The organism is Clostridium intestinale, from assembly GCF_035905475.1.
GTDB lineage: Bacteria > Bacillota > Clostridia > Clostridiales > Clostridiaceae > Clostridium_T > Clostridium_T intestinale.
Genome location: NZ_CP121166.1, coordinates 1,653,679 through 1,670,238, shown reverse-complemented (window position 1 = coordinate 1,670,238; position 16,560 = coordinate 1,653,679). Strand labels below are relative to the sequence as shown.

Here is a 16,560-nt window from a genome sequence, read left to right as displayed (position 1 = left end):
ACAATTTATGTTAAAGAAATTACAATTGAAAAAACATGCTATGACAGGTATATCATACATGCTACCACTAGTTGTTGCATCTGGTTTATTAATAGCTATTGGAAACTTGGCTGGAGGAAATCCTTCATTAATTACTGATTATAAGAGTTCTTATAATGTATGGCAGGCAGCGGTATCTTTAGGTGTTTTTGGTATGGGTTTGTTGCCAGCAGTAATGGGTGCAGCTATTGCATATTCTATAGCAGATAGACCAGGTATTGCTCCAGGACTTTTAATGGGTATGATAGCAAATGCAATGGGAGCTGGTTTCCTTGGAGGTATGCTTGGAGGATATCTTGCTGGTTATTTTGTAAACTTTTTAAAGGAAAAGTTAATTGTTCCTAGATGGGCTCAAGGGTTATTACCTATGATGATTATTCCGCTATTATCTTCTATTGTTATAGGATTAATTATGTTTTTTGTTATAGGAAGACCAATAGCTGCAGCATCAGCTTCATTAACAAACATGCTTAATAATATGCAGGGAGGATCAAAAGCTGTGTTTGGGGCAATTATGGGAGCTATGGCGGCCTTTGATTTTGGAGGACCTGTTAATAAAGTGGCATCACTTTTTGCAGATGGACTTTTACTTCAAGGGGTTTATGGTCCAGAAGCTATTAAAATATGTGCATCCATGATTCCACCTTTTGGAGTTACCTTATCTTGGCTTATAAGAAGATCAAGATACACTAAAGGGGAATCAGATAATATAAAAATAGCCTTTCCAATGGGTATATGTATGATTACAGAAGGTGTTATACCAATAGCCGCTGTTGATCCACTTAGAGTAATATTCTCTTGTTCTTTTGGGGCAGCTATTGGTGGAATGCTAATAATGCTTTTAAATGTAGGTTCACCAGTGCCTTCAGGTGGAATGTTTATTGTGCCAGCTATGCAAAATCCTTTAGGCTTTTTAATAGCATTAACAGTAGGATCTGTAGTAACTGCATTATTACTTGTTGTTCTTAAAAAGGATGCAAAGGAAGACTTGATTCTAGATGAAGAGGAAGAAGAGGTAGATTTATCTGGAATAGAGATAAAATAATTAAATCAAAAGGAGAAAGCTTATGTATGTTTCGATGAAAGAGATGCTAGATAAAGCAAATAAAGAAAATTACGCAGTTATGGCTATCAATTGTTTTAATCTAGAAACAGCAAGAGCTGTAATAAAAGCAGCAGAACTTGAAAATGCACCAATAATAATAAATGTTGTTCAGGAGCATCTTTTAGATCACTGTGATAGTGAACTTATAACACCTATTGTAAAAACTCTAGCAGCAAGGACTAATATTAAGGTTGCTTTAAATTTTGACCATGGACAAGAAGTCTTATTTCTAAAAAAAGCAATAGATGATGGATTTTCTTCAGTAATGGTAGATGCTTCACGTTTTAATCTTCAGGGTAATATTGAGATGACAAGGGAAGTTGTAAATTATGCTCGCCCAAAAGGCGTAAGTGTTGAAGGGGAAATTGGATGTTTAGGTGGAACAGAAGGGGAAGCCTATACAAGTGAGCAAATGTATACTGACCCAGAGGAGGCATTAAAATTTGCAAAAGAAACTGGTATAGATACTCTAGCAATATCAATTGGCACATCCCATGGAAATTATCCTGATGGAATGGTACCAGAATTTGACTTTAACAGACTAAGGACCATAAAGGAGCTAACAAAAATGCCTTTAGTTCTTCATGGAGGATCTGGTTCTGGGAAAAGCAATATCTTAAAATCAGTTGAAAATGGAATAAATAAAATTAATGTTGGTTGTGATTTCATGAACTATAATGTTAGTGCTATTAAATCAATATTAGAAAATGAGCCAGATATAAATTATTATGTAATGATGCATAGGGTAGAGAAGGAAAGTATTCAAATTGTAAGAGATTATATTAGATTATCAGGATCAAATAATAAAAATTAAAAGAAAAGGAAGTATGGATTATGTTAATGAATATGAAAGACCTATTAAAGGTAGCACAAAAAGAAGGATTTGCAGTACCAGCTTTTAATACAAGCAGCAATATGATATTAAAGGGAGTTATGGAGGCATGCAGTGAAAAGAAGGCACCAGTTATTATTGCTATCCATCCAGACGAATTATCTTTTATTGAGGATAGTTTTATAGCAGCAGTTAAAGAAGAAGCTTATAAGTCAGAAGTACCAGTGGTTATACACTTAGATCATGGCGGAAGTTTTGAACAGATTTTAAGAGCTATAAGATGTGGTTTTACATCAGTTATGATTGATGCATCACATCTATCTTTTGAAGAAAATATTGCACTTACTAAAAAAGTAGTAGAAGTAGCGCATCCACTTAATGTTTCTGTAGAAGCAGAACTTGGAACCATAGGAACAACAGGTAATGGTGGAGAATATGGAACAGAAAAAATAATCTATACGGATCCAGATAAAGCTAAAGAATTTGTTGAAAGAACTGAAGTAGATACTTTAGCAGTGGCAATTGGGACATGTCATGGAATATATCCTAAGGATATGAAGCCTGAACTTAAGCTAGATTTGTTAAAGGTAATAAGAGATGTTGTAGATATACCTTTAGTATTACATGGAGGGTCAGCTAATCCAGACGAAGAGATAGCAGAATCAGTAAAACTTGGAGTATGTAAAATAAATATTTCAAGTGATATTAAGGATGCTTTCTACAGAAAATGTCGTGAAATATTAAAGGAAGACTTAAGTGCTCGTGAACCTAATGCAATATATCCTCCATGTATTGAAGAAATGAAGAAGGTTATATATAACAAGATAGAGCTATTTAATGATGGTGATAAAGTAAAGTTTTATAAATAGAATATAAGTTTTAAAGAAGAAGTGCTCTTTTAGGATGTTAATGAGACTTGAAATAAAGTTTCTACGGAATAAAAGAGGGCTTCTTTTGTTAACTTTAGGTTGTTTAAATACATTAAGTTTTGTAGAGAATATCATTGACATTAATATAGGTAAATGTTAACATCTGAACATAAAAAACATAATTATGGAAGTTTTAAATTTATATATAGGAGTGAAGTAAGATGGATAAGGAGAAATGTGATTTAGTTCATGCTAATGGCGTTAAAGAAAAGAAGATGGAAGTTATAGATGGATACACAATAAAATATCACTCTAATGGAAAAACTCCCTGGTCAAAAGGGAAGATGGTAAATGATCAGCCAGATGGTTACTGGGAATGGTATAGGCCAGATGGTACAATTAAACGCTCAGGGTATTTCGAAAATGGAGAACCTATTGGTGAGTGGATTACCTATGATAATAAAGGCGAAAAGTACAAAACTACTAATCGCAAGAAAAAAGAGTAATAATATTATCTAAAACATAATCTCTAAAGTGAAGAATATAATCATTTAAGTAAAGTTATGATGATAAAAATGTACATATATACATCTTAAAGGAATATTCTAGTAATAGATAATTAGAAAAGGTGATATATATGTACTTATCTATACCAGAGGTATTTTATTGCAAAGTTAGATATGTAAAACAAGATATTTTAGATATAAATTATTCTTTTTTCGTAAGAGAAAATGAATACAAAAAAATAAAAATAGGGGCAGTTTTGCCTTCAAGTGAAGTAAAGAGATGGAATATAGCTAAAGCTTCTATGGAAAAAGAGGCTAATATCAAAGGTATAAAAATAAGAGTTGAATTTAGTAACTGGGATATAAATAAAGAAATAGAGAATATAAGAGGATTTATATTAGAGAATATAGATATTTTAATATTAACCTCTGTAAAGCTTAAAGGCGGTAATGAAATATTAAATGAGGTGCATAAAGCTGGAATAAAAATAATTGCTATGGATGCACTTATATATGATTCACATGTGGATTTATTTGTAGGGTTTAATATGCTTAAGGCAGGGCAACTTCAAGGAAGTTTCCTTACTAAAAAGGTTCCAGAGGGAAGGTATATTATACTTCATGGTTCACCAAATGGCGAAGTATTTAAAATAGGTGCTATGGAATACATTAGGCCACTAGTTTATACAGGTAAAATTCAAGTTGTAGCAGATGAAGAAGTTCAGAACTGGTTACCGGAGAATGGGTACAATATAATAAAAAAAATTATATCTAAAGATAAAAATATTGATGCGATTTTAGCTCCAGTGGATAAAATTGCAGGAGGGGCGATTAAAGCTTTAACAGAAGAAAACATGCAAGGAAAAGTTATTGTAACAGGACAAGATGCAGAGCCTGAGGCAATAAAAAGGATTATTGAGGGAACACAAGCTATGACATTATTAAATGACTCCATAAAGCTTGGGAAGACAACTATAGATTTAGCGATAAATTTAATTGAGGGAAAAAGTATAAATTATGATTATATAATAAATAACGGGAAAGCTGATGTAATATCTGTACTAATTGATCCAATACTTATAGATGAAGAGAATGTCTTTAGTAAAATTAACGAACTAATTGATACAACACTTATAGATAAAGAGAATGTTCTTAGTAAAACCAATGAACTAAAAGAGTAATGATTTGTTATCGTAATAAAAAATGTACTTATATATAGGCAAAAAGAATATCCTAATAATAGATAACTAAAAAAAGGGGATATTTATGTACTTGTCGGTACCAGAAGTTTTTTATTGCTCAGTTAAATATGTAAATAAAAGTATTTTAGAGATCAATCCCCCTCTTTGTGTAAGTGAAAGACATGATAAAAGTATAAAGATTGGTGCGATTTTACCTTCTGGAGAAAAGTTTAGATGGAGTAAGATAAGATATGCCATGGAGCATGAAGCTAAACTTAAAGGGGTAGATATAAGTATTGAGTATAGCGATTTTGATATAAATAAAGAGATAGCAATAATTAAACGAATGATTTTGGAGAAGATAGATGTTTTGGTGTTAGGATCTGTAAATCACAAGGGGGAAAAAGAAATACTTGATGAAGTAAATAGAGCAGGGATTAAGATAATAGCACAAGATGCTCTTATTAATAATTGTCATGTAGATTTATATTTAGGTTTTAATATATTACGAGCAGGACAGATTCAAGGAGGATTTTTAATTAATAAAGTTCCAGAAGGGAAATACATTATTTTGTATGGATGTCCAAATGGTGAATTATTAAAAAAAGGTGCAATGGAGTATATCACTCCTCTTATTGATACTAGAAAAGTTAAAGTTGTTGCTGATGAAGCAGTTAAAGGATGGATGTCTGATCGGGCATATGATGTAGTAAAAAAAATAATAGTTGAAGACAAAAATATAGTTGCGGTTTTAGCTCCAACAGACAATATAGCTGAAGCGGTGATTAAAGCTCTATCTGAAGAAAATTTACAAGGAAAAGTTATTGTAACAGGGCAAGATGCAGATCCAGAAGCTATAAAAAGAATTCTAGAAGGAACCCAAGCTATGACATTGCTTAATGATTCAATGACATTGGGACGGATAACCATAGAATCTGCAATAAATTTAATAGAAGGACAAAGTATTAACTATGATTACATAGTTAATAATGAAATGGTAGACGTGCAAACAATACTTATAGATCCAATACTTATAGACAAATCTAATGTTTATAGCAAACTTAAGGAAACGGGTTACGCTAAAGAATATCTTATGTAAATTAAATTAAGGTATGTATAATTTTAAGATATAAATTACAACTAGTAGAGATAATAGGTTTACTAGCTGTTTTTAATAGAGCTATAATATAATTATGAACTTATTTCATCCATATAAAAATAGGAGATTTATAGAGTATGCACAGTAAAAAAATCTTAGAAAATCTCAAGTTACAAATAAAAAAAGAAAACCATATAATTGGAGTGGCTACGGGGTCTGGAATGACTGCTAAACATGCCAAAAATGCTGGAGCAGATTTACTTTTGATGTTAAATTCAGGCAGGTTCCGTCAAATGGGGAGAGGTTCACTAGCAGGGTTTTTACCTTTTTGTAATAGCAATGATATGGTGATGGATTTTGCGTCTAAAGAAATAATACCACTAGTAAAAGATATACCAATTATTTTTGGGGTTAATGCCATGGACCCTACAAAAGAGATGAATAGCTATATAGATGAAATAATTGATGCTGGATTTTCAGGAATAAATAATTATCCAACAGTAGGACTTATAGATGGAAAGTTTAGAGAGGCTCTTGAGGAAGAGGGCTTCAATTACTTAAATGAGGTTGAGGCAATAAAAATAGCTCATAATAAAGGATTGTTCACTGTTGCATTTGTATTTGATGAAATCCAGGCAGAACAAATGATTAATGTTGGAGCTGATGTTATCTGTGTACATTTAGGTTTAACTGGAGGAGGATTATTAGGTGCGAAGAAGGTGTTTTCACTGGAAGGTGCTAAGAGGAAAGCTGAAAAGATATTTAGAAAGTGTAATGAGTTAAAGCCTGATGTAATTAAATTAATTTATGGAGGGCCTGTTAAAACTCCAGTTGATATTCAATATATGTATAACAATAATAAGGATTTAATGGGATATATAGGGGGCTCAGCTTTTGAAAGGATTCCTTCTGAAAAGTCAATTATTAATATAACAAAAACTTTTAAAGTATCTGGAAAACTTGATGAAGATGATTTAATGGTAAAAATGTTAGATGGTATAACAAAGCATTATGATTATGTGGAATTTGTAAAGGAATATGTTGCTCAAAACTATATGAATGAGATTTCCTTTTTGGATTTAGCTAAGGTTGCTCATGTATCTAGAGGATATTTAAGCAGCTTGTTCAAAAAAGAGGTTGGATGCAGTTTTCCAGAGTATTTAGTTAAGTTTCGTATAAATAAGGCCGCAGAGATTTTAAGTAGAAAAAATATTCAGCTATCTGAATTAGCTCCACTTGTTGGGTATCAAGATTATACTCAGTTTAGTAAGATGTTTAAGAAGTATAAAGGCTATTCTCCCAAAGAACATAAAACTAGAAATATAACATAAGCACAAAAACATAGGACATAACAACGTTTACATGAAAAGATGAAAAAGGTATGATTGACTTATAAGTTGATCATACTATTTTTTTATGGAAGAACGTTCTCAAGAATTTTAAATGGGAGGGGAAAAAATGAAAACAATCGCTATTGCAGGAACCTTTGATACTAAGGGGAATGAATATGCCTATGTTAAAGAGTTAATTGAAAGTTTGGGGTTTGGTACTTTTACAATTCATACTGGGGTGTTTGAACCAATATTTGAACCTGATGTATCTAATAAAGAAATAGCAGAGGCTTCTGGGATAGACATTGAGACTCTTGTTAGAAAAAAAGACAGAGCCTTGGCAACAGAAATGTTATCAAAAGGTATGGAAAATTTAGTCCCTGAATTATATAAACAAGGTAAATTTGATGGAATTATTTCTTTTGGTGGTACAGGGGGAACTTCATTAGTAACTCCTGCTATGAGAAATTTGCCAATAGGGGTACCAAAGGTTATGGTATCTACAGTAGCGTCAGGAAATACTTCTCAATATGTAGGAACAAGCGATATTGTTATGATACCATCAATTGTAGATGTTGCAGGACTTAACTCAATTTCAACTAAGATTTTTACAAATGCAGTATTTGCAATAGCAGGTATGCTTAAGTTTGAGAATAAAAAAGTTGTTGAAAAGAAACCGCTGGTAGCTGCAACTATGTTTGGTGTTACAACTCCATGTGTAACAGCAGCTTCAAAATATCTTGAAGATAGAGGATATGAAGTGCTTGTGTTTCATGCAACAGGCGTAGGTGGACAAACAATGGAAAGTCTGATTGATGGTGGCTTTATTGAAGGAGTATTAGATCTTACAACTACAGAGTGGGCAGATGAGATTATTGGCGGAGTGTTAAATGCAGGACCACATAGATTAGAGGGGGCAGCTAAAAATAATATTCCACAAGTTGTGTCAGTAGGTGCAATTGATATGTGTAACTTTGGACCATACGAAACAGTGCCAGAGAAATTTAAAGGACGTAATCTTTACAAACATAACCCAACAGTAACACTTATGAGAACTACTGTGGAGGAAAATGAAGCCATAGGTAAAAAGCTTGTTGAAAAGTTAAATATGGCAAAAGATAAAACTGTTTTGTTCTTACCTTTAAAAGGGGTATCAGCTATTGATGTAGAGGGACAAGTTTTCTATGGTGCTGAGGAAGATAAGATGTTGTTTGATACTTTAAGAGCGGGTGTAAATAAAGATATAGTAGAAATTGTTGAAATGGATTGCGCCATTAATGACATAGAATTTGCAGAGGCAGCTGCACAAAAATTAATAGATTTAATGAAATTGTAAGGAGGAAACGAAATGAATACAATGACAAGAACGGAAATAATTAATAAATTTAGAGAAGAAGTTAAGTGTGGAAAGATATTACTTGGAGTTGGAGCAGGTACTGGTATTACTGCAAAGAGTAGTGAAGCTGGTGGAGCAGACATGCTTATTATATATAATTCAGGAAGATATAGAATGGCGGGACGTGGTTCATTAGCTGGTTTATTATCTTATGGAGATGCCAATCAAATCGTAGTTGAGATGGGTTCAGAAGTTCTACCTGTAGTTAAAAATACGCCAGTGCTAGCTGGAGTTTGCGGAACTGATCCATTTAGAGTTATGGAAGTATACCTAAAACAATTAAAAGAGCAAGGATTTAATGGAGTTCAAAACTTCCCAACAGTAGGTTTAATTGATGGAGTGTTTAGACAAAACCTAGAAGAAACAGGCATGGGATATGATTTAGAAGTTGATATGATAAGAAAAGCACATGAGTTAGACATGCTTACAACTCCTTATGTATTTGATCCAGAACAAGCCAAAGCAATGGCAGAAGCAGGTGCAGATATATTAGTTGCACATATGGGATTAACTACAAAAGGTACAATTGGAGCAAAAACAGCCCTTACTCTAGATGATTGTGTAGAAAAAATTGAAGCAATTATTAAAGCTGGTAAAGAAGTTAACCCAGATATCATGGTGATTTGTCATGGTGGACCTATTGCAGAACCAGAAGATGCTGCATATGTAATAGAAAGAACAGCAGGAATAGATGGATTCTTTGGTGCATCTAGTATTGAGAGATTTGCAGCTGAAAAAGGAATCAAAGAGCAAACAGCTATGTTTAAGGAAATAAGTAAATAATAAATTTAAAAGTCTGTGCAGATAGCATAAGATGGTGTAAAAATCATCTTATGCTAGCTGCACAGACTAATTTTTTATAATTATTTTCATATTGCATAGCAAGGGTAAGAATGTAAGAGAATCACGAAGGTAGGCGCTATTATTGAGGATATTGGAATTAAAGTGATAAGGGGAATTTATAGAAGTAGTTATTATACAGTTATCTTATTGAAAATTAAGATTAATATTCTAAAAAGAGATATAATGATAAATGTAAGGGGGTATTAGGATGTATACTAACAACAATTACTGGAACAATATCTACAAAACCGTTAAAGAACAAAAACCAACATATGACCTATGGCTTGATAAATATAAAGACATTTTGAATAAAGTCAAAGATGAATATATAATTGATTTAGGTTGTGGTTCTGGTGGAGACAGTTTATATTTGGTGGAGAGAGGATATAAGGTTATTTCTTGCGATTATTCGGATGAATCGTTAGATATGGTTAATAAATATATTCTTAGTGCAAAAACAATAAAGTTAGACATTTCTAAGAAATTACCTTTTGAGGGTGAAAGTCTTGAAGTAATTATAGCTGATTTATCTCTTCATTATTTTAATGATGAAACAACTAAAAGCATAGCTAATGAACTAAACAGAGTATTAAAGTTAGGCGGTTATTTAATAGGCAGAGTAAATTCTGTGAATGATGTAAACTATGGAGCTTTTGATGGTGAGGAAATTGAAAAGAACTTCCTTTTAACAGAGAAAGGTTATAAAAGATTTTTTGATAAAGAGAGTATTGAATATTATTTTGGTGAATTTGAGATTAAGTTTTGTGAAGAAACAAAGATTAATAAATACAGATATGAGAAACAAGCTATTGAATTTGTTTTGAAGAAAATAACAAAGGAAAAATAAGCTTCTATTGCTTATTAACTAAAACTTTGATAAAATATTATCAAAGTCTAAATGAAGAAAGGAAGCTATGAAATGAATAAAGTTATAAAAAATGATTTAGTAGTTGCTGAAATTAAAACATTAGGAGCTGAGGTAGTTAGTTTTAAAAGACTTGAAAACGGTTGTGAATACATGTGGAGTGGAGACGAGAAGCTTTGGAATGGTAAAGCACCTGTATTATTTCCAAATGTATGTGCAGTGAATAATGGAGAAATAAAAGTTGATGGAGAAATATATAAACTAGGCAATCATGGTTTTGCTAGAAAAAGTGAATTTGAATTAGTTGAAGAAACTGATACAAAAGCTGTTTACAAGCTTTCATATAATGAAGATACTTTGAAAATGTATCCTTTTAAATTTAATTTATTTATTACATATACTGTTGATGGAAACAAACTTAATATAGAGTATAAGGTAGAAAATGTAGATGACAAGGAGATGTATTTCCAAATAGGAACACATCCAGGATTTAATTGTCCATTAGATAAAGAAAGTAAATTTGAGGATTATTATCTTGAATTTGAATGTAATGAAACTCTTGAAAGATTATTTATGAATGATGCTAATGTATTAATAAATAATAAATCAGAAGTTATATTAGAAAATAACAACATATTGCCAATAACACGTGAGTTATTTAAAGATGGTGCGCTTGTATTTAAGAATATGAATTCAAAACAAGTTGCTTTAAAAAGCAAAACTTCAGATAAAACTGTAACTTTATCTTATAATGATCTTACTTATATGGGGTTATGGCAAGCAAAAACTGCTGACTTTGTATGTATTGAACCTTGGCATGGTATAGCAGATACAGATGGGTATACTGGTGAGTTTAAGGATAAAGAGATGATAATCACATTAGAAAAAGGGTCAAGCTATAATTGTGATTATACTATAGAAATAAAATAATAATATGTAAGTGATAGAGCTGTTGCACTAAATAATGGTGTACAGCTTTTTTCTTTAAATATTAAAAAAGTATAGTTATTTCTATATTATAATGTACAGGAGATACAAAATATTGTTTCTACATGTCGAAGTATGCTATAATCATCTATATTATCCACATAATATAATACATAATAAATTTTGGCAAAATAAAAAGTTTTACGAGGTCAAAAAGTGCAATATATAAAAAGTAAAAATACTAATAATAATATTCTTATATTAGCAGTTTTAAAATACACTATTTTAATTGCTATTATATTATTAAATAGTAACAAACGTTATATTGAAAAAAATTTAGTTGATATAAATGTTATGGAGTATCTACCTTTCTTTAAGGTGGCTATTATTCCTATTTCAATTGGAATAGGATTTTTTTTGAGATTTTTATTTTCTTACATTGGAGTAAAGAGAAAAAGTTATAATAATCAGATTATTGAAGATAGTATTTTTATAATATTTACTACTGCCTTAATGATATTAAATAAAAATAATAGCAGTGGCGAGTATAAGGTTATGTTTATGGTTATTATTATTTCATCAACCATTTCTTTTGGGAAAAGGTATGGTTTAAAAATAGCTGGAATTTCATCATTTATAGTTTTGGGATTAAGTTTAATTTATAATATTACTGATATAACTAAAAGCTACAGATTTGAAAATGATTTGTTTATGTGCGTTATATTTGGAGTAATAGCTTGGATATTAGGTAATTATGTGATATCAGAGCAAAAGCAGATACAAGCGTTAGAGGATGAATTAGAGATACAACTAAAGCAGCATAATTATATTGAGGATATGATGATACAAAATGAAGCTTGTTATGATTTATTAATTAAAAGTTCTTCAGAGGTTATCATTATTCATAATGAAAAAGGGGTACTATTTCTAAATGAAAAAGCATTAAATCTGTTTGGGGTTAATCAAGGGGATGATAGTGCTAATAAATATGAGTATGTAATTGATTCAGGATATAAAAAAGAAGATAAGGTTTCAAATAGCTATTATAAAGAAATCTTATTAAATAAGTATACGAATATTTCCTTTGAAGAAGTTATAAAAAATAGTGAAGGAGAAGAGTATGTCCTCCACAATATATCTACCTACTGTATATATGATAAGCAGGCAGCCATATTAACTACAATGAGGGATATTACTCCAATAAAGCAGGTTCAGGAGTTAAAAGAAGATGTAAAAAGAAATGTTGCCTTATTAAATGAAACAATAGAATACAATAGATACATCACTGACTTTTTTTCAAATATATCACATGAGTTTAAAACACCTTTAAATATAATATTTTCATCGGTCCAATTGCTTAATATATATATTGAAAATGATGAACCAATGGGAATCTCAAAAAAGAAAGCGTATCTTAAGAGCATGAAGCAAAATTGCTATAGGCTTACAAGACTAATAAATAACATATTAGATGTAACTAAGTTAGATTCAGGTTTTATAACTCTTCAACTACAAAATGTTGATATTATAAGCTATATTGAAAATATTACGATGTCTGTAATACCGTATGCAGAAAATAAGGGGATAGAGCTTATATTTGATACCTATGTGGAAGAAAAGATAGTAGCAGTTGATCCTAACAAAATAGAGCGAATAATGTTAAACCTCCTTTCAAATGCATTAAAATTTACGGATACTGGAGGAAAAATATACGTATCTATATCAAATACAGAGGATTCTATTATAATATCTGTAAAGGATAATGGAATCGGAATACCAGAAGATAAATTAGAGTTAATTTTTGAAAGATTTATGCAAGTGGACAAGACGTTAAGAAGAAATCATGAGGGAACAGGTATAGGCTTATCTCTTGTAAAATCATTTGTAGAACTCCATGAAGGAGATATACAAATAGTCAGTAAAATAAATGAGGGAAGCGAGTTTTTAGTAAATTTACCTATAAGATTAGTGGATAATCAGGAATGTATTATGGAGAAAGAAATAGAGGGAGACTTTATTGAAAAGGTGAATTTAGAGCTTGCAGACGTATATGGGGAAGTAATGAAAGAAAGCAATGTGGAATGAGAAGTGTCTCAACAAGTTATATCAGACATTTTTTATTCTGTTTCTAAAACTAAAAAATAATTAGGAGTATATTAGATTAAATAGTAAATCTAATATACTCCTTTCTTCTATTTTAATGAATTTTTTTGTTAATCTTCATCTAATATATCTTCAATATATTTAACAATATCACTAATACTTTTAAATTTATGAACATCTTCATCATGAATAGTTATTTTAAATTTTTTCTCACACTCAATAACTATTTTTGCAATACTGATTGGTTCAACTCCGTGATCAGATGTTAATTGAGTATCAGCTGTGATGTCTTCGTAGTCAATATTAATAACTTCACAAATAATTTTAGCTACTTTTTCAAAAATCATAGTATTCCTCCTTTCATTTTTAGCGTAATTAAAGTAAGGGACTCATTTCTCCAGTATAGAATAAGCTAAGTCTATGAAGGGCTCTAGTGCATGCAATATAGAGGAGATTTTTATCATCTTTAGAGTAATAGGTATTTTTATCAGTATTTAATATTAATACAGAATCAAACTCTAAACCTTTAGAAAGATATATTGGAATTATAAAGGTTCCATCTAAAGTAGCCATGCTGTCACTTTTAATAAGTTTTATTTGGATTTCATCTTTTAAGCTTTCATATAATGAAGAGGCATCTTTTTCAGTTTTACATATTAAGCCTATAGATTGATAATTATTTTCTCTAGAGGTTTTAATTTCATTTATGATATTATCTTTAAGTTCAGCTAAAGTAGAAGAGGAATGAACTATAGGGGCCTCACCCTTTCTACTAAAACTATTGATTTTAATGTCATCATAAAGAAATTTCTTGCTAAATTCAAGTATTTCACTAGTAGATCGGAAACTTTTATCCATTGTAATTAAGCTGGATTTTTTCTTACATAATATTTTATTTACTCTTTCATATAAAGATAAATTTTCTTGTTTTCCAATGGTTTGATTTATATCTCCTAAAATTGTGTATCTTGATTTTGGGAATAGTAAGTTTAATATTTCAAAATGAATAGGATAATAATCCTGAGCTTCATCAATTACTATCTGTCTTATTTCACTGTACCCATTGTTTGTATTTAATTTTAAATTTAAGAAGGAAAGTGCTACTGCATCCCCATAAGATAAAACATCATTATCAAGATTTTTAAAGGTAAAGTCTAATATGTCTTCAATATTTTCTGGTAAATCCATACCTTTAGCTAAACTATAAAAGTAGCTTTTGTTAGTAAATAGTTTTCTATATAATTCTAAAGGGTTTAGTTCAGTAAACTTTCGTATTTCTTTAATTAAATTTGTACTTTCAGAAATAGATAACATACGAGCTGTTTCTTCAAGTTCAAATGAATGTTCTTTATAAGTCGTTACAAAGTCTGTTAACTTTTCTAGACGACTTTTATGATTTTTATGAACTTCTTCAAGAATTGATGCTTCCAATTGCTTTAGTCGTGAACTTAAAGTTATTGCTCTTTTTTCATTTAGTATTCTATTTTTTGATAGTTGTCTGTTTGATATATGTTTTCCATCATAATAAACATCTTTAAAATCTATCCATCTTCTAGGCAAATCATTAATAAAGCGATTTAGTATCTCAACAAATTCACTAGAACATTTAAATTCCATACTACATTTTATTAAGTTATCATTAGATGAAAGTAATGTTTCTAAAAGTTCATTCCTAGTTTCTATTTTAGGACCATTTAAAATATTGATAATTAATTCTTCAAAGGTTTTAGAATTTACGTTCTTTTCACCAAGCTCAGGAAGTACATTTGATATATATTGCTCAAATAGGGTATTAGGTGAAATAATTAGTATGTTATTAGAAGATAGCTTATCTGATAACCCTTGATACATAAGATAAGCTGCTCTATGTAGTGCAACTGAAGTTTTTCCGCTTCCTGCAACTCCCTGTACCATCATTAAGTCCATTTCCATATTTCTTATAATCATATCTTGATCTTTTTGTATTGTTTCAACTATTGTCTTCATTTTAGAGGAAGTGTTTTGAGATAACATTTTTCTTAAAAATTCATCTATAATTTGTATATCTGCATCAAAAAAGTATTCTAACTTACCCTTATTTATTTCATATTGACGTTTTAGATTAACTTCTCCTGTTATTTTCCCAGATGGAGCTTCATAAAAGGCTTCACCGATTCCAAAACGATAAAATATACTTGATATTGGGGAGCGCCAGTCATAAACATAAATTTCACTTGAATCATCATCTATAAGAGAAGAACGACCAATATATATATTCTCATATTCATCTTCATCCTGAAATTTAAAATCAATACGAGCAAAGTAAGGAGAGTTAAGCAGTTTTTCTAAGGCTATTATTTTAGCAGCTTCCACTTCATATTCAGAAATTTTATGAGATATAGGTTTAGCATATTGTCCTATTTCTATAAGGTCATAAAAATTATCCTTTACCCAAAGGTTAGATAAAGAGTGATTTGTTTCTTCCCTAAGCTGTTTTTTAGCTTCAAGTATTTCTTCACGAACCTTTTCACTATTTTTTCTTAAGGAAGAGAGTTGCTCTTCAGCTATTGATATAGTTTGATTTAAGCGATTGTTTTCGAAACCTAAGTGATCATAATTATTTTTCAATCTCAAAATCCCCTTTCAATGTATGATAGCTTTTCTATGATACTCCTAAAAATGTGCCAGTATAAGTCTTATATTAAGATTTTTAATATGGTATAATATAAGTGAGGGGAGAGTTATTTTCCCTTTAAGATATTAAGAGCTAGGATTGTTATTATGTATTTAGGATAATAACAATCCTTTATTGTTTTAGAGATTTAGATGTTATAATATTAGATATGATTTAGATAGGGCTTTGGAGGAATAAAATGAAAATATATGAAGCTTGTGTTGGAAATTATAAAGAAGCTCTATTAGCTTTTGAAAAAGGTGCAGATAGAATAGAATTATGTGATAATCTTATGGAGGACGGAACAACTCCAAGTTATGGTACCATAAAAAAGACTGTAGAGAAATTAAACATTCCTGTGATGGTTATTATAAGACCCCGAGGTGGAAATTTTATATATAATGATGAAGAACTAGAAATAATGAAATATGATATTCAGATAGCAAAGGATTTAGGGGCCCATGGGGTTGTTATAGGTGCAATTAAGGATTTTAAAATCGATAAAAAGATAATTAAAGAACTAGTTTCTATAGCTAAGCCTATGTTAATTACTTTTCATATGGCTTTTGATGAAATAGAGGACAAAAAATCTGCTATTGATGAACTTGTAGAACTTAAAGTTGATAGAATTCTTACTAAAGGTGGAACTGGTGATGCAATTAGCAACAAGGATTTTTTAAAAGAATTAGTTGATTATGCAGATGGAAGAATTGTTATTATGCCAGGTAAAGGTGTAAATATAGAAAACAGAGATTTAATATTAGAATACACAGGGGCTAATGAAATACATGGAAGTAAGGTGGTCTAGCTA

At 30.5% G+C, this 16,560-nt stretch carries 15 protein-coding genes; 13 read left to right on the top strand and 2 right to left on the bottom strand.

Annotated elements, in window-relative coordinates:
• The first annotated feature begins 7 nt into the window (after positions 1-7).
• The 12 genes from P8F83_RS08670 to P8F83_RS08615 all read left to right on the top strand — a co-directional run bounded on the left by P8F83_RS08670 (position 8) and on the right by P8F83_RS08615 (position 13,078).
• Positions 8-1,084 (top strand): PTS fructose transporter subunit IIC, encoded by a 1,077-nt coding sequence (locus tag P8F83_RS08670; RefSeq protein ID WP_073019535.1) that lies wholly within the window; start codon positions 8-10, stop codon positions 1,082-1,084.
• A gap of 22 nt (positions 1,085-1,106) precedes the next feature.
• Positions 1,107-1,958, top strand: coding sequence for a class II fructose-bisphosphate aldolase (locus P8F83_RS08665; protein ID WP_326514289.1), 852 nt, complete (start codon positions 1,107-1,109; stop codon positions 1,956-1,958).
• Between the two features lie 20 nt (positions 1,959-1,978).
• Entirely contained in the window at positions 1,979-2,845 is an 867-nt protein-coding gene (locus P8F83_RS08660; protein WP_326514288.1) for a ketose-bisphosphate aldolase, read from the top strand.
• 221 nt (positions 2,846-3,066) lie between these two features.
• Complete coding sequence (locus tag P8F83_RS08655) at positions 3,067-3,351, top strand: toxin-antitoxin system YwqK family antitoxin (RefSeq protein ID WP_326514287.1); 285 nt, start codon at positions 3,067-3,069, stop codon at positions 3,349-3,351.
• A 131-nt stretch (positions 3,352-3,482) separates the two neighbouring features.
• Positions 3,483-4,532 carry a substrate-binding domain-containing protein gene (locus P8F83_RS08650; protein WP_326514286.1) on the top strand — a complete coding sequence of 350 codons (1,050 nt, stop codon included), beginning with the start codon at positions 3,483-3,485 and terminating at the stop codon, positions 4,530-4,532.
• A gap of 85 nt (positions 4,533-4,617) precedes the next feature.
• Positions 4,618-5,631 (top strand): substrate-binding domain-containing protein, encoded by a 1,014-nt coding sequence (locus tag P8F83_RS08645; RefSeq protein WP_326514285.1) that lies wholly within the window; start codon positions 4,618-4,620, stop codon positions 5,629-5,631.
• Between the two features lie 137 nt (positions 5,632-5,768).
• Entirely contained in the window at positions 5,769-6,962 is a 1,194-nt protein-coding gene (locus P8F83_RS08640) for a phosphoenolpyruvate hydrolase family protein (RefSeq protein ID WP_326514284.1), read from the top strand.
• Positions 6,963-7,089: 127 nt separating this feature from the next.
• The gene (locus P8F83_RS08635) at positions 7,090-8,298 is read left to right on the top strand and encodes a Tm-1-like ATP-binding domain-containing protein (protein ID WP_326514283.1); all 1,209 of its coding nucleotides are present in this window, start codon (positions 7,090-7,092) and stop codon (positions 8,296-8,298) included.
• A 12-nt stretch (positions 8,299-8,310) separates the two neighbouring features.
• A complete protein-coding gene (locus P8F83_RS08630; protein ID WP_326514282.1) occupies positions 8,311-9,141 on the top strand; it encodes a phosphoenolpyruvate hydrolase family protein in 831 nt (276 codons plus the stop codon).
• Positions 9,142-9,409: 268 nt separating this feature from the next.
• A complete protein-coding gene (locus tag P8F83_RS08625; protein ID WP_326514281.1) occupies positions 9,410-10,048 on the top strand; it encodes a class I SAM-dependent methyltransferase in 639 nt (212 codons plus the stop codon).
• 72 nt (positions 10,049-10,120) lie between these two features.
• Entirely contained in the window at positions 10,121-10,996 is an 876-nt protein-coding gene (locus P8F83_RS08620) for an aldose 1-epimerase family protein (protein ID WP_326514280.1), read from the top strand.
• Positions 10,997-11,209: 213 nt separating this feature from the next.
• Positions 11,210-13,078 (top strand): PAS domain-containing sensor histidine kinase, encoded by a 1,869-nt coding sequence (locus P8F83_RS08615; protein ID WP_326514279.1) that lies wholly within the window; start codon positions 11,210-11,212, stop codon positions 13,076-13,078.
• A gap of 128 nt (positions 13,079-13,206) precedes the next feature.
• Here P8F83_RS08615 and P8F83_RS08610 read toward each other — a convergent pair whose 3' ends face one another.
• Positions 13,207-13,443, bottom strand: a complete 237-nt coding sequence (locus P8F83_RS08610) for an acyl carrier protein (RefSeq protein ID WP_326514278.1) — start codon at positions 13,441-13,443, stop codon at positions 13,207-13,209.
• A gap of 28 nt (positions 13,444-13,471) precedes the next feature.
• The gene (locus tag P8F83_RS08605) at positions 13,472-15,703 is read right to left on the bottom strand and encodes a HelD family protein (protein WP_326514277.1); all 2,232 of its coding nucleotides are present in this window, start codon (positions 15,701-15,703) and stop codon (positions 13,472-13,474) included.
• A gap of 245 nt (positions 15,704-15,948) precedes the next feature.
• Here P8F83_RS08605 and P8F83_RS08600 point away from each other — a divergent pair, with 245 nt between their 5' ends.
• A complete protein-coding gene (locus P8F83_RS08600) occupies positions 15,949-16,557 on the top strand; it encodes a copper homeostasis protein CutC (RefSeq protein WP_326514276.1) in 609 nt (202 codons plus the stop codon).
• The last annotated feature ends 3 nt before the right edge of the window (positions 16,558-16,560 follow it).

Bases quoted from the DNA above. Each gene is read 5' to 3' on its own strand.
- P8F83_RS08670 (WP_073019535.1), top strand. From the start codon at position 8: ATGTTAAAGAAATTACAATTGAAAAAACATGCTATGACAGGTATATCA.
- P8F83_RS08665 (WP_326514289.1), top strand. From the start codon at position 1,107: ATGTATGTTTCGATGAAAGAGATGCTAGATAAAGCAAATAAAGAAAAT.
- P8F83_RS08660 (WP_326514288.1), top strand. From the start codon at position 1,979: ATGTTAATGAATATGAAAGACCTATTAAAGGTAGCACAAAAAGAAGGA.
- P8F83_RS08655 (WP_326514287.1), top strand. From the start codon at position 3,067: ATGGATAAGGAGAAATGTGATTTAGTTCATGCTAATGGCGTTAAAGAA.
- P8F83_RS08650 (WP_326514286.1), top strand. From the start codon at position 3,483: ATGTACTTATCTATACCAGAGGTATTTTATTGCAAAGTTAGATATGTA.
- P8F83_RS08645 (WP_326514285.1), top strand. From the start codon at position 4,618: ATGTACTTGTCGGTACCAGAAGTTTTTTATTGCTCAGTTAAATATGTA.
- P8F83_RS08640 (WP_326514284.1), top strand. From the start codon at position 5,769: ATGCACAGTAAAAAAATCTTAGAAAATCTCAAGTTACAAATAAAAAAA.
- P8F83_RS08635 (WP_326514283.1), top strand. From the start codon at position 7,090: ATGAAAACAATCGCTATTGCAGGAACCTTTGATACTAAGGGGAATGAA.
- P8F83_RS08630 (WP_326514282.1), top strand. From the start codon at position 8,311: ATGAATACAATGACAAGAACGGAAATAATTAATAAATTTAGAGAAGAA.
- P8F83_RS08625 (WP_326514281.1), top strand. From the start codon at position 9,410: ATGTATACTAACAACAATTACTGGAACAATATCTACAAAACCGTTAAA.
- P8F83_RS08620 (WP_326514280.1), top strand. From the start codon at position 10,121: ATGAATAAAGTTATAAAAAATGATTTAGTAGTTGCTGAAATTAAAACA.
- P8F83_RS08610 (WP_326514278.1), bottom strand. From the start codon at position 13,443: ATGATTTTTGAAAAAGTAGCTAAAATTATTTGTGAAGTTATTAATATT.
- P8F83_RS08600 (WP_326514276.1), top strand. From the start codon at position 15,949: ATGAAAATATATGAAGCTTGTGTTGGAAATTATAAAGAAGCTCTATTA.